This window comes from Legionella londiniensis, from assembly GCF_001467825.1.
Taxonomy (GTDB): domain Bacteria; phylum Pseudomonadota; class Gammaproteobacteria; order Legionellales; family Legionellaceae; genus Legionella_A; species Legionella_A londiniensis.
On the sequence record NZ_LNYK01000019.1, the window covers coordinates 1 to 13879 of the forward strand.

Below are 13879 nucleotides of genomic sequence, written 5' to 3' on the forward strand. Positions count from 1 at the left end.
CGGCGGGATTCATGCCGCTCCGAGCCGATAATCCGCAATCCTCCCGCCGCAACAACAGCATCATGACGTTTTTGCCAGTCTTCTCTTATTGCCTGCCGCTCTTTTTCACCAGCCTCTTTGGGCAATTCGGCAAGTTCTGCGGCAAGATTTCCGCCAAGCACAATATCTGTGCCCCGACCCGCCATATTAGTGGCTATGGTCACAGCTCCCGGACGTCCCGCCTCGGCTATGATCTGGGCCTCTTTCTCGTGGAACTTGGCGTTTAGTACCTGATGTTTGATTCCGCTTTTTTTCAATAAGCGACTTAATAATTCCGAAGCTTCGATAGAAGCCGTACCGACCAGTACCGGCTGCTTGCGCTCCACGCAAGCACGCACGTCTTCAATAACCGCCTGGTACTTGTCGTCCTGGGATAAATAAACCAAATCCGGCTCATCAATCCTTTGCATGGGTTTATTGGTGGGAATAACCACCACCTCAAGATTATAGATTTGCTGAAATTCATATGCTTCCGTATCTGCAGTCCCCGTCATGCCGGAAAGCTTGGAATATAAACGGAAAAAATTCTGAAAGGTGATGGATGCAAGAGTCTGGTTTTCATGATGAATCGCCACACCCTCCTTTGCTTCTACCGCCTGATGCAGCCCCTCGGACCAACGTCTGCCGGGCATGGTTCGCCCGGTATGCTCGTCCACAATCACAACCTGGTTATTTTGAACAATATAATCCACATCCCGGTGAAACATGGCATGGGCTTTTAATGCGGCATTGACATGATGCATGAGGATGATATTGCTGGCATGATACAGGCTCTCGCCGGATTTTAATAATCCAGCCTCGTTCAACAATTCTTCAATGTGTTGATGGCCTGCCTCTGTCAAATGGGCCTGTTTTTGCTTTTCATCAATAGTATAGTCGCCCCCATCTCCTTCACTTTCCTGCTTTCGCAAATGAGGGATTAACTGGTTAACTTTAATATACAGCTCCGAGCTGTCCTCTGCGGCTCCTGAAATAATTAATGGCGTACGCGCTTCATCGATTAGAATTGAATCCACCTCGTCAACAATGGCAAAGTTCAATTCGCGCTGAACCTTGTCTTCCAGGCTGAAAGCCATGTTATCGCGAAGATAGTCGAATCCGAATTCATTATTGGTGCCATACAGAATGTCACAGCGATATGCCTTTTGTTTTTCCTCATGGGGCATATCCGGGTAGATAACGCCAACACTCAGATTCAAAAACTCAAAAATGGGTTTCATCCACTGGCTGTCGCGCTTGGCCAGATAATCATTGACCGTTACCACATGCACGCCACGGCCGCTTAACGCATTTAAATAAGCAGGCAAAGTAGCTACCAGGGTTTTACCTTCGCCGGTGCGCATTTCTGCGATATTGCCTTCGTGTAATACCATGCCCCCTATCAATTGCACATCAAAGTGACGCAGTCCCAAAGTTCTAACCGATACCTCACGCACCACCGCGAAAGCCTCGGCAAGCAACTCATCCAGGGTTTCGCCATTTTCGATACGAGATTTGAATTCAGAGGTCTTGGCGGCCAGTTGCTCATCAGTTAGCGCATGCATTTCTGCTTCCAGTGTGTTAATCGCCAGCACAGTTTTTTCCATGCGCCGCAAGGTACGCTCATTGCGGCTACCAAACATTTTTTTAATCAACGTATTCAGCATGGCCTGGATAATCCTCTCATCAAAACAATCAATATAAAAGCGGTTAATTTACTAGAATTTGCGGGCAAATACCATTATATGCAGGGCAAAAACATATTTTGATTAATTATGGCATTATTTTAGGCATAGACAAAAAGCTATTTCAGGATGGCTTCGCGATGATGAGGATATTTTGCAGGGTGTGATTCCTTCATGAAAAACAACACTAAAATTAAACTTAAACAATAGCAACTCGGCATCACCAGCAATGCTTTTTGATAACTGGCAATCGAATATACCGGAATGTCTCCTGCCATATGCCATTCCGTACTGCGGTGTAGAATAACACCAACCAGCGGCTGGAAAATTGCCCCGCCTATTAGCACTGACAAGTTATTAAATCCAGAAGCTGTTCCCACAAGATGCGGGGGATTATTATCCTTGACCACCGCAAAACTCACTGTCTGGCCGCCAGCCCCAAGCCCAAGTACAAACAAAACAAAATACATTGAGGAAATGGAAACGCCAGGAACGTAAAGCAATATCAAAGTCGCACTTAATCCCAAAAACGAACTGATGCCCAAGGCAAGGCGCCTGCTTTCAAACCGATCGCTCACCCAGCCGAGCAGCGGGCTACCAATGCCAATACCCAACCAAATCATTGAGCACAGCCCGGATGCAACGACAACACTGACTTGATATTTTTCTTCGAGATAAGGCACCCCCCATAATGCGGCAAATACCGCAATAGGCGTCCATATTGAAAATGCGTAAAGGCCTGTTATCCAGGTATATTGCTTGCTGCAAACCATCAGCAAACGCTGCCATTCATCCCGTAATCGCCGCGAAGGCAAGGCCTGTGTCTGTCGGTTGGGAAAATCGCGGATAAACGACCAAAGTAACAATGCCAGCAATACGCCAATGACAGCAAGAATAAAACTGGCCTGCCTCCAGCCAACTAGCCCTATCAGGGCGGCGAGCGGCATTTCCCCAAACATTGCCCCCACAGAACTCATGAGTTGAGCGACGCCTGCAAGAATTGCGAAGTGCTGCGGCGGAAACCATCGCGAAATAAGCACCAATACGCCGATAAAAGAAAATGCAGAACCAATTCCAATCAGAAAGCGGCCCACGGAAGCTGTAATCACACTGTCAGTAGATGCGAAAAAAAAGGAACCAAAAGCACAAAGCATTAAAGCCAGTGTCATCAACTTGCGCGGCCCATAGCGGTCAAAGAGCAGTCCAGCCGGAAGTTGCATTGGCGCGTAAGCGTAAAAATAAAAAGCTGAGATAACCCCAAACCCTTCAGCGCTGATTTGAAACGTTTTCATCATCGGATCGGCCATGACGCTTGGCGCGACCTGAAGTACAAACTCATAAAGGTAGAAGGAAGCAGCCAGAAAAAAAATGCAATAAGCCTGAAACTTGCTGTGTTTTTCTTCGTATAGATGATAAGTGCTCAAGTTAATATCATAGTTAGTTAAATAAAAACACATTACACCGCAAGCGAATTTATTTTGTCAATGCCCGGCGGATAGATAACGCCTAATATTGCAGATTTTGCAGCCCCTGTGATTTGCGACAGGTCAAGCGGCGTGCGGGTTATCGTTTTATGGGCAAGCCAGGCCATCATCATTGCTTCCACATGATCGGGATTGACTCCAATGACATCAGTCGTTGCAATTTGCCGTTTCGGCAATAAATTGCAAAGTTCCTCCCGCAATGCCTGGTTGTGCGCCCCGCCGCCACAAAGAATAACCGTTTGCGGATTAAGCGGATGCCTTCTTATTTCATCGCTGATGGTTTTTGCGGTCAAGGCAAGCAGTGTTGCTTGCACATCCTCATGCTTATGCGGTTCTGTGAGATATGTTTCAAGCCACAGATCTGAAAAATATTCTTTACCCAAACTTTTGGGAGGTTTGCGCTCAAAATAAGGATCACCTAACATCGCTTCAAGCAACCTCGATATACTGCTGCCCGTTTTCGCCCATTCACCATTCTTATCGTAATCATTTCCCAAGTGTTTCTTGACCCATTTGTCCATCAGACAGTTCCCGGGGCCTGTGTCGTAGCCAGAGGTTGCAAAACCTTGATCATTGATAAAAGAAACGTTGGCAATGCCGCCAATATTGACCACAGCCAAAGGATGGTTGAACGTTTTAAACAGTTCCTGATGATAAATGGGGGCAAGGGGCGCACCTTGTCCGCCGTTAATTAAATCACGGGTTCTGAAATCAGCAACCACGGTTAAACCGGTTAATTCGGCAATGGTGTGCCCGCAACCAAGTTGAACAGTATAGGCAAAGTTTGATTTCGGCTCGTGCCGTACTGTCTGACCGTGGCTGCCAATGGCAATAATCTGATTTTTATCAACATCGGCTGATACTCTGAGCTGGTTGGCAGCCGCCGCAAATTCTCTGCCTATCATCGCATTCAATTCATACAATGCAGAAAGAGAGGGATTTTTTTGATCAGACAATTCATGGAGAAATTGCAACACATTTTCAGAGTAGGCATGCGTCATGCCCAAAATTAACTGGTTATTGTCAATATTGACCAAGGCGGCGTCTATACCGTCCATGCTGGTGCCGGACATGAGGCCGATATAAAGATTCATCATGGCATTCCCATTGAATAAGCTTGAAGGATCATTTCAAATTTCGCGCATAAATTCAATTTTTCAAAGCACTCACCCCAGAACCTACGCATGAAAAAACCCTTGACTTCTACGTTCTGCGGTTTATCCAGAATCCAGTGATTTTGAACTAATTTCAATCTATTCAAATCAATCTATTCATAATTAATTGACCATTTTGTTCTATACTAATACATAATACTTTTTTTTGGATCATCCTATGCCTTCCGCTGAAAAAGTAGTCACTTTCACATTATTCAGTAAAGAAACTCAAAGCGGCTACCATCCAGGCATGTTTGGCGAACGAGACAATATCATTGCCATTATGAAAGGATTAACCGAAGAAGCCAGGAAGCGTAATGAAACTCCGCCGAAGTTTGTGCTGTATGTTAATCTGATACCCAATTGGGAAAGAAAAGACAATAGTTATGATAATGAAGATTATTTAAAAGTTAAAACTCAGTTCATGGAAAGAGTGAATAAAGAATTTGCGATTGATAATCTTGAAGTCGTAGATTTTTATTCTTTAAAAGATGTAAGCGAAGATGAAAAAAAATACCTCGATAAATTAAAGTCTGGAGGAAGCAACCCGGATCTGATGAAGACCCACGCTATTGTTACAAACAAAAAAAACAAGCACTTACAGATTGATACGAATACCAAAATAGCGTCATTCAGGGATTTGTATGATCTCACATTTGGACAAGAGGATAACAAGCAATATGATCGCCTGAACGCCTGTGTATACAGCGATCAATTTATTTCAGCCCATAATAAAATAGTATATACCTATCCTGACAGCCCTCTGGCAACAGCCTTATCAAAAAACTATCCGGATTTTTGCAAAAAGCATGGTGAAAATCCAGAGCATAAGCAAGAAAAAGCCAATCGGATTTATGGTCAATTATTTAATACTTCTCTTCAGGAATGCGGCCTAACAATAACTGGAAGCCTGTCCAATCGAAGCAAAGTCTACTACCCGGCAAATTTGGAAAAAAAAGAAGAATACCGATTGACTAAAGCCATTGCTACCGCAGTCAACCGCTCATGGGATACTTCATACAAGGACGAAGAACTGAAAAAATTAAAACAAATTGAGCCTGTGAAAGTCGGTGATGCCAAAATCGACTTTATGACTTACGCCTATCTTATAAAAAAACACACAAACATTTTTTCTGAGCATGCTTCTTCTGCTTCAGAAGGCAATACATATAAATCAATTAATAATACCCTGCGGCTATTGACTGGATTTTCGCTTTCCAGCATGTTGTCAGGGTCGATTCCAGAAGATGGAGAGATTAGAAGTGCTTTTCATGCTCTTTCTAATTCTGAATATGAATATAAAGCAATGGCTGAATTTTACAATCATGTTTTGAATAAGCACCCTGAACTTATTGAGGATGTTGCCCGGGTAATCCCTCAAACCGCGCGGGGAAATGAGTTGTCTCAAGCCTTATTTGGATGTACTGTGAGAGCGTTGCTCCAAAACCCGAAACAACAAGCTAATGCTGAGGCTAAAAAAGTTTCCCCAATCGTTGACAAACAAAGCAAGGAGCAATCAAGCAAATTGCCGCTCAACCAAGACGAAGAACATCGTAAGGACAGTCATCGCGCAACTAAAGATCAATCTGATGAAAAGATTGACTATAAAAAAGAAATATACGCAATAAAAAGAGATTCAGAGGATAATTTGGACGATAAAAAATCTATGACCTTAAAAAAATAAAACCTGATCCTTTGACTTGTCGCTGCAAAGAACCTGTTTGTAATTGGCTTAAAATTTGTCATTTTGAAATTATTTTGATTATGTTATACTTTACAGATTATTCATAGAAAATTAAATGAGGTTAACAAAATGTTCAGTTGGCTAAAATCACTGGGTAGCAAAGACAATAACGAAAAGGGCAAACAAACCAGGGAAGCAATAGAGGAGACGGCTCAATCTCCGGCGATTACTGTTTATGCCGCACTGGGTCAAATTGAAGCCGTAAGAAAAGCAATCAAGAATGGCGCCGATGTGGATGCACGAAATGAAACAGGGGCGACTGCTTTAATCATCGCTGCGTCGCGCAATGATTTCGAAATGGTTAAGCTCCTTATTGAAGAAGGGGAATCCGATCCTGATGTTCAAGATCATTTTGGCAAAACTCCTGCTTATTGGTCCGAGTTTCACGGCAACCAGGAAATGCTAAACTACCTTAAGGCTCAAGTTCAAAGCAACCATCGCCCTTTTTGTTGAACCGCCTAAAGCCGCTGAATAAAGCGCAGGTTTTTGCAGGCCTTTATGAAAGGCTTGCTACAGTGACCCTTCTCTCCCAATTAGATGATTGTCTAATCGAGGCTCCGAAGCGCTTATTTCAGCCTAAAGCAACGGAAAAAATTTTCTGTAGTCATCTCAGCCAGCCTGTCATAAGATGTTGCGCGCAATTCACTCAACTTTTGGGCCACATACTTCACTAATGCAGGGTGATTTTGCTTGCCTCGGTAAGGGACGGGGGCTAAATAAGGCGCATCTGTTTCGACTAAAATACGATCAATTGGCACCTTTTTAGCAACTTCCTGCAATTTTTCAGCGTTTCTAAAAGTCACAATTCCTGAAAAAGAAATATAAAAACCCAAATCCAAAGCACGTTTGGCAAACTCCCAGTCCTCAGCAAAGCAATGCATGACCCCGCCAATTATCGATGCGTTTTCTTCTTTCATTAAGCGAAGTGTGTCATCACTTGCGGTACGGGTATGGATGATCAGAGGTTTTTTTGAAATAATGGATGCCCTGATGTGATTGCGAAACCGCAGCCGCTGTAGCTCCTTTGCTGATTCACCTTCTGTACGGTAATAGTCAAGCCCAGTCTCGCCGATGGCAATACAGGCTGGATGACTGGCAAGGGCGGCAAGTTTTTCAGCTGAAGGCTCCTCTTGTGATTCTATATTGGGATGGATGCCGGCTGAAATATAAAGATTGGAATAGCGGTTTGCCAATTGATGAAGCATTGGCAATTCATCCAATTCAATGCAAACACATAAAAATCCCTGCACCCCATTGTCGTGGGCTTTTTTGATCACCTCATCCATATCATGGTTAAAGTCAGCCAGCTCAAGGCTATGCAAGTGACAGTGGGAATCTATTAGAGCGGCGGTTTGATTGGCTTGCTGCATGTTAAAAACTCATATGACATAATCCAGGTTTTTTTATAATGTATCTGTAAACTTGGTGGACTTTAAAGAACCTGCAAGATATGATTCTATTTTATTGCCAAGATAGCGTCCATCATCGTCTACAAACTGCACGCCAACTCCTGACGGCTTATTACCCTGCGCGCCTTTAGGCGTAACCCAAACCACCTTTCCCGCAACCATATGAATGTCCGGCTCATTAAACAGCCTCACAGACAACTTAACTTGAGCGCCCAGGGGATAATCCTGTTTTGTACGTACAAAGAGCCCTCCATTGGCAACAAATGACATATATGCCCGATAGAGCGATTCTTCATCGGAATATGAGCACACCAATACAGGGAGTTGTTCATTCATGCAGCTTTCTCAAATAACCCAGCAATAACGTTTCTAATGCTAATGTTTGATTAATATTTACATTATGGTTTATTTTTCGAACAAGCGCATTAATGTGATCAATTTGAGCAAACAAGTCAATCGGCTTTATCAAAATTGATAAACGTTGTAATTGCCCAAGCCACGGCATGGCCTCAGAATCCTGAGCGCCGACCAATTGATGGTAGAGCAATTGTGCAGAAATTAAATATAACATCCATAGCACTGCCTCCATACTGTATTTTAACCAGGATTCAGCGAATTTGCAGGGAGAAATTCTTTCCTCCATTAAATCCTCAAGATCATTCAGGAAAGAAGAAAGTTCTTTAAAGATAACTGATTCTTTGCTGGCTTCTGGATAGAGTTTACCCAACTGAAGACAGTTATCAAAAATGGCACTGTTTAGGCAGGTTTCAATTGGAAACAGATATTTATGACAACGGCTGATGATGGTAGGTAAAAGCAGGTTTACTTGTTCAGCAATTAAAATAAAGCGCGCATGAGCGGGAGGCTCTTCCAGTATTTTTAATAAGGCATTAGCAGCAAAAACATTCATTTTATCAGCCGCTTCCATGACTATAAATGAGAACGTCCCCCACTTCGGCGTTTGATAAATTTCCTGTTGCAAAGCCCGAATCTGGTCGATTTTAATGTTTTTATCGTGCTCATCCAGCTTGATAACATGAACGTCTGGATGCGAACCCTCTATAATTGCCCGGCAGGAATTGCACGCACCACAAGCACGGAAATCATGGCAAAGCAATTTGGCAATAAGCCGGTAAGCAAACTGGGGAATATTCGCCAGTTTTGAGCCGGCAAACAAAACTGCCTCAGGAAATTGTTTTTTTTGCAGCAAAGGCTCTATCAGGCTCCAAAACTTTGCGTGCATGCCCAACGGCTCAATAGGATGCATTGGCTGCATGATGTTTCATATAGTCTTCCAGTGCGATTTGAATATCGCTTTGCACTTGCGCCAAAGGCTTGCTGGCGTCAATCACGACCACATGTTCCATCGTTCGGATATGATCATGGTAACTCTTATAAACGTCGTTAAAAAAAGCCAGGGATTCCCGCTCAATCCGGTCAATACGACCCCGCTTTTTCGCCCGCCGCAAGCCTTTTTCCGGTGAAATATCAAGAAACAAAGTCAAGTTTGGCCTGAAACCTTTGAGACAATGGGTTGACAAACACTCAATAAACTCATGATCAAGCTTCCTGCCTCCACCCTGATAAGCAAAAGTAGACAATTCAAACCGATCGGCTAACACCCAAGAACCGCAGGCAAGTGCGGGAAGAATGACTTGTTCAAGCAGCTGCACACGCGATGCATAAAGCAACAAAAGCTCGGCACGGGCATCCAGCATCTCTTCAGCATGAGCATTAGTAATGATATGCCGTAATAATTCGCCAGTAGGAGTGCCTCCGGGCTCGCGTACGGTGATACATTCAGCGGTACGGCTTGCTAAAAATCCCTTAATCGTATTCAAGGCTGTCGATTTCCCGGCTCCCTCGAGTCCTTCGACCACAATAAAATGTCCCTTAGAAGTTAATGTCATAATTTTTCCTGTATCGCGCTATTGCTTTTTTTTGCTCGTCATAGGTTGCGGAAAAATGGTGGCTGCCATCGCCTTTGGCCACAAAGTATAAATAATTGGTTGTATCTGGATGCGCTGCGGCAAAAATGGCTTCTTTACCCACCATGGCAATCGGTGCAGGAGGCAATCCTCGATTGCGGTAAGTATTATAGGGAGAATCCACCTGCAAATGCTCGCGCGTCAGTTTGCCATGAAAATTCGACCCCATTGCGTAGATGACAGTAGGGTCCATTTGCAGCGGCATATTTTTGCGCAGGCGATTCACAATCACTCCTGCAATTAATTTTTTTTCATGAGGCAAAGCGGTTTCCTTTTCCAAGATGGAAGCCGTAATCAGCAATTCATAGGGCGACTTGTATGGCAATCCTGGGCTTCGATTTTCCCAGGCGTCATTTAGAAATCGCTTAAGGTTTGCATGAGCCTGCAAAATCAAATCAATGCTTTGACTTCCTGCCTGATAGTGATAGGTATCCGCGAGCAACAATCCCTCAGAACTTGGATAATCTTTGGCAATAATGTCCCAGTCCTGTTCTGCATACGTCAGATATTCCGCGGCCTTAAGATTTTTTTCTACCTGGAATTGGGTTGTTCCTTCAATGATGGTAAAGCTTTCTATCAATACATCGCCGGCAGCTACCCGCGCCAAAAATTGCATGGCTGATTCTTTGGGCATAATTTGATAGATACCTGCCTTGAGGCTCTGGGAGAGGCCCTGGAGACGAATCAGCGACAGATACAGAAATTCAGATTGGATCAAGCCATGGTTTTTTAAGCGGTGAACAAAAGAGGCAGCGGAAGTGTTTTTATCAACCGAAAACACAATTGGGGCGGCTCTTTCAGCTAACATAGGCTGATAAAGCCAGGCGATTGCATGTATTCCCAACGCCATGAGAATGATAAGCAAGGTGACGCTGGAAATAATAAAATACTTCAGCCAGCAACGCTTCATGATTTCTCCATGCTGCAGATAAGGGCAAAAATCATAATTTGCAGCTGCCAGCAACTAACCTGCAATCAATCAGCTGATGCGTTTGAATAACAGACTGCCATTTGTGCCGCCAAAGCCCAGAGAGTTGCTCAGGGCATACTCGATGGTTCTTTCCTGAGGCTTATGAGCCACATAATTCAGATCGCATCCCTCATCAGGATTGTCAAGATTAATTGTTGGAGGCGCAATTTGGTCACGAATAGCCAATACACTGAAAATCGCCTCAACAGCCCCAGCAGCTCCCAGCAAGTGACCGGTCATAGATTTGGTAGAACTCACTGCAAGATCATAGGCATGCTCTTTAAACACGCGCTTGATAGCCAGTGTTTCATTCAAATCATTTAAATAGGTAGAAGTACCGTGCGCGTTAATATAGTCCACCACAACAGGTGAAACACCGGCATCTGCAACAGCAATTGCCATAGCGCGCGCCGCACCGTCTGCGTCTTCATCGGGAGCAGTGATGTGAAAAGCATCCGCAGACATACCAAATCCGCATAATTCCGCATAAATTTTGGCACCGCGAGCCTTGGCACGCTCATATTCCTCAAGAACAAGAATGCCTGCACCCTCTCCCATGACAAACCCGTCACGATCTTTGTCCCAGGGACGGGAAGCTTTTTCTGGTTCATCATTGCGCTTGGATAAAGAACGAACAGCAGAAAAACCAGCAAGACAAAGCGGCGTTGTGGTCATTTCCGCTCCGCCGCAAATCATGACATCTGCATCGCCATATGCAATCATCCGCCCGGCAAGCCCAATATTGTGAGTACCTGTTGTGCAGGCGGTAACGACTGAGATATTGGGCCCTTTTAAATGATGCTTAATGGAAATTTGGCCTGCGACCATATTAATGATGCCCGCTGGAATAAAAAAGGGAGAAACCTTTCTTGGTCCGCCCTGCATTAATTTTTCCTGGTTATTGGTGATGGTTTGAATACCGCCAATGCCTGCTCCGACAGCCACACCAGCACGATAGGATAACTCATCGTCAATCGTTAGATTGGCATCTTTAATTGCCTCATCAGCAGCCACCATTCCGTATTGCGTAAATAAATCCATTTTACGCGCTTCTCTAAGCGGCATATGCTCTTCAACGTTAAAGTTTTTGACTTTAGCCCATATTTTGGTTGTATAGTCGCTGGTATCAAACTCGTCTACCAGGCCAACGCCACTTACACCTGCCAAAATATTACGCCAGGTTTCCTCAACATTTAAACCCACGGGGGTCAACATACCTATACCGGTGACTACAACACGCCGCTTATTCAATGAATAACTCCTCAAAATCAGGATTAGGCTTCTTCTTTATTTAGATTGGCCTCAATATAATCAATGGCTTCTTGAATCGTTGTGATTTTTTCAGCTTTCTCATCAGGAATCTCGGTCTCAAACTCTTCCTCAAGAGCCATAACCAGTTCAACTGTGTCCAGGGAATCTGCACCCAAATCGTCTACAAAGGAAGCATCGTTTTTTAATTCTTCTTCTTTTACTCCCAATTGTTCAACGACAATTTTGCGAACTCTCTCTTCTACAGTACTCATAACTTGTATTTCCTCTTTCAATTATAAAAAAATAATGTTGGCTAGTTTATTCGATTCTTCAGATAACGCAAGTTTAAAATCCAATAATTTTATGGTTAAATTTTAGCCAACCCAGGGTAACAGGTCAATCCATCCGGTTTTTAAATCAATTCATATACATGCCGCCATTGACGTGGATGGTTTCCCCTGTGATATACCTTGCGCTGTCGGAAGCCAGAAATGCAACCGCTTCGGCAATATCTTCAACTGCACCAAAACGACGTAAGGGAATCCGCTTCAGCATTTCTTCCTTAACCATATCCGGCAAGGCTGCTGTCATATCCGTATCAATAAAACCAGGCGCTACCACATTCACGGTAATTCCCCTGCTTCCTATTTCCTGGGCAAGCGACTTGGAAAATCCAATTAGCCCGGCTTTGGCAGCCGTGTAGTTAGTTTGCCCCGAATTACCGCTGGCTCCTACTACCGAACCAATGCTGATGATCCTGCCCCAGCGGGCACGAAACATGGATTTAAGACAGGCTTTAGTCAGCCGGTATACAGCGTTTAAATTAGTTTCAATAACCCGATACCACTCTTCATCATCCATGCGCAGCAATAAATTATCACAGGTGATGCCTGCGTTATTTACGAGAATTTCAGGCTGTTTTTCTTCATCAGCCAATCTGGTCATTAGATTTTCAACACTTTCTTTTTGAGTCACATCAAGCACCATGCCTGCGCCTGATAAATTCTCCTGTTGCAGATACTCCTGAATGGCATCTGCACCCTTCTCGGATGTTGCAGTACCGACTACAAAAGCGCCGCCCTTTGCCAGAGTTAACGCAATCGCCTTGCCTATGCCGCGGCTGGCGCCAGTAACCAATACTTTCTTATCCTTTAAACTCATTCACTCATCCCCTAACTTACAGTTTCTAATTTGGTTAATGCTGTCTCCAGAGAAAGAGGATCATGGACACTAACAGGAGTCAAAGTTTTATCAATACGCCTGATAAGCCCGCTTAACACATTCCCGGGACCACACTCAAAGATGGTTTCAACGCCCTGCTGCTTCATCAGTTGAATGGTTTCAACCCAGCGCACCGGCCGATATAATTGTTCCTTCAGAAGTTTTTTTATCTGATCTGCCGCTTGATACAGGCTCACGTCAACATTGCTGATCACAGGAACCACAGGCGGTTTGAATTCTGCCTGTTCTAAAAATTCAGCAAAAAGCTCAGCCGCACGCGTGAGCAATGGACAGTGGCATGGAACGCTCACCGGAATAATTTTAGCCATACGCGCCCCTTGCTTTTCCGCAAGCGCTATGGCCTCGGTAACCGCAGGCGTGTGTCCTGCAATCACTACTTGCCCAATCGCATTATAGTTAGCCGGGATTACAATTTGATTGTGACTGCTTGCTTCCTGACATAGCATGTCAACCGTATCATCGGGCAAGCCGATGATCGCTGCCATTGCGCCCTCACCAAGAGGGATAGTTTCCTGCATTAACTGCCCCCGCTTGGATACCAGAAAAGCAGCGTCAGATAAGCTTATGGCTTCAGCACAAACCAAAGCCGCGTATTCGCCAAGGCTATGGCCGGCCATCATCGCAGGCCGGATGGCCTTTTGGCTCTGCAGCGTTTTATAAACCGCAACATCAGCGGCAAGCATCGCAACCTGGGTGTATTCTGTTTGGTTGAGCTTCCCGTCTGGATCTTCCTGTACCATCTTCCAGACGTCATATCCTATTCGTTCCGAGACCTCGCCAAACAGCTCAGTCACTATGGAATACTGGCTGGCAAGCGTTTTAAGCATTCCAACAGATTGCGAACCCTGTCCGGGAAAAACAAAAGCCATATTCAACATCAGTTAACGATCCTCTCAGTTATTGTTCATATTGCCATGCAGAATCTGTAACCCAA

The 13879-nt window shown here is 44.4% G+C and carries 14 protein-coding genes; 2 read left to right on the top strand and 12 right to left on the bottom strand.

Annotated features, from left to right (window positions below; genetic code table 11):
• The 3 genes from secA to Llon_RS07785 all read right to left on the bottom strand — a co-directional run.
• Positions 1 to 1685, bottom strand: a 1685-nt coding sequence (gene secA, locus Llon_RS07775; protein ID WP_065238303.1) for a preprotein translocase subunit SecA, incomplete at its 3' end; no start/stop codon positions are given.
• Between the two features lie 137 nt (positions 1686 to 1822).
• Positions 1823 to 3127, bottom strand: a complete 1305-nt coding sequence (locus tag Llon_RS07780) for an MFS transporter (protein ID WP_058529623.1) — start codon at positions 3125 to 3127, stop codon at positions 1823 to 1825.
• A 32-nt stretch (positions 3128 to 3159) separates the two neighbouring features.
• Entirely contained in the window at positions 3160 to 4281 is a 1122-nt protein-coding gene (locus tag Llon_RS07785; protein ID WP_058529624.1) for an anhydro-N-acetylmuramic acid kinase, read from the bottom strand.
• A gap of 238 nt (positions 4282 to 4519) precedes the next feature.
• On the opposite strand from Llon_RS07785, the gene Llon_RS07790 reads away from it, so the two are divergent.
• Positions 4520 to 6025, top strand: coding sequence for a hypothetical protein (locus Llon_RS07790; protein ID WP_058529515.1), 1506 nt, complete (start codon positions 4520 to 4522; stop codon positions 6023 to 6025).
• A 129-nt stretch (positions 6026 to 6154) separates the two neighbouring features.
• Positions 6155 to 6538, top strand: a complete 384-nt coding sequence (locus Llon_RS07795) for an ankyrin repeat domain-containing protein (RefSeq protein ID WP_058529516.1) — start codon at positions 6155 to 6157, stop codon at positions 6536 to 6538.
• A gap of 113 nt (positions 6539 to 6651) precedes the next feature.
• Here the strand turns inward: Llon_RS07795 and Llon_RS07800 are convergent, their stop codons facing one another.
• From Llon_RS07800 to fabD, 9 genes are all read right to left on the bottom strand, one after another.
• Complete coding sequence (locus Llon_RS07800) at positions 6652 to 7455, bottom strand: TatD family hydrolase (RefSeq protein WP_058529517.1); 804 nt, start codon at positions 7453 to 7455, stop codon at positions 6652 to 6654.
• 33 nt (positions 7456 to 7488) lie between these two features.
• On the bottom strand, positions 7489 to 7830 hold the full coding sequence (locus Llon_RS07805; RefSeq protein WP_058529518.1) for a PilZ domain-containing protein: 342 nt from the start codon (positions 7828 to 7830) through the stop codon (positions 7489 to 7491).
• Positions 7823 to 8770, bottom strand: a complete 948-nt coding sequence (locus tag Llon_RS07810; protein WP_083503295.1) for a hypothetical protein — start codon at positions 8768 to 8770, stop codon at positions 7823 to 7825. The genes Llon_RS07805 and Llon_RS07810 overlap by 8 nt, the downstream gene beginning before the upstream one ends.
• Positions 8748 to 9407: a dTMP kinase gene (gene tmk, locus Llon_RS07815; protein ID WP_202813349.1), complete on the bottom strand. Its 660-nt coding sequence runs from the start codon at positions 9405 to 9407 to the stop codon at positions 8748 to 8750. The genes Llon_RS07810 and tmk overlap by 23 nt, the downstream gene beginning before the upstream one ends.
• Entirely contained in the window at positions 9388 to 10392 is a 1005-nt protein-coding gene (gene mltG, locus Llon_RS07820) for an endolytic transglycosylase MltG (RefSeq protein WP_058529625.1), read from the bottom strand. The genes tmk and mltG overlap by 20 nt, the downstream gene beginning before the upstream one ends.
• 69 nt (positions 10393 to 10461) lie before the next feature.
• Positions 10462 to 11703: a beta-ketoacyl-ACP synthase II gene (gene fabF, locus Llon_RS07825; protein ID WP_058529521.1), complete on the bottom strand. Its 1242-nt coding sequence runs from the start codon at positions 11701 to 11703 to the stop codon at positions 10462 to 10464.
• A gap of 23 nt (positions 11704 to 11726) precedes the next feature.
• On the bottom strand, positions 11727 to 11975 hold the full coding sequence (gene acpP, locus Llon_RS07830; RefSeq protein ID WP_058502356.1) for an acyl carrier protein: 249 nt from the start codon (positions 11973 to 11975) through the stop codon (positions 11727 to 11729).
• A gap of 145 nt (positions 11976 to 12120) precedes the next feature.
• Positions 12121 to 12864, bottom strand: coding sequence for a 3-oxoacyl-ACP reductase FabG (gene fabG / locus Llon_RS07835; protein WP_058529522.1), 744 nt, complete (start codon positions 12862 to 12864; stop codon positions 12121 to 12123).
• Between the two features lie 11 nt (positions 12865 to 12875).
• Positions 12876 to 13823, bottom strand: coding sequence for an ACP S-malonyltransferase (gene fabD, locus Llon_RS07840; protein WP_058529523.1), 948 nt, complete (start codon positions 13821 to 13823; stop codon positions 12876 to 12878).
• Positions 13824 to 13879 lie beyond the last annotated feature (56 nt).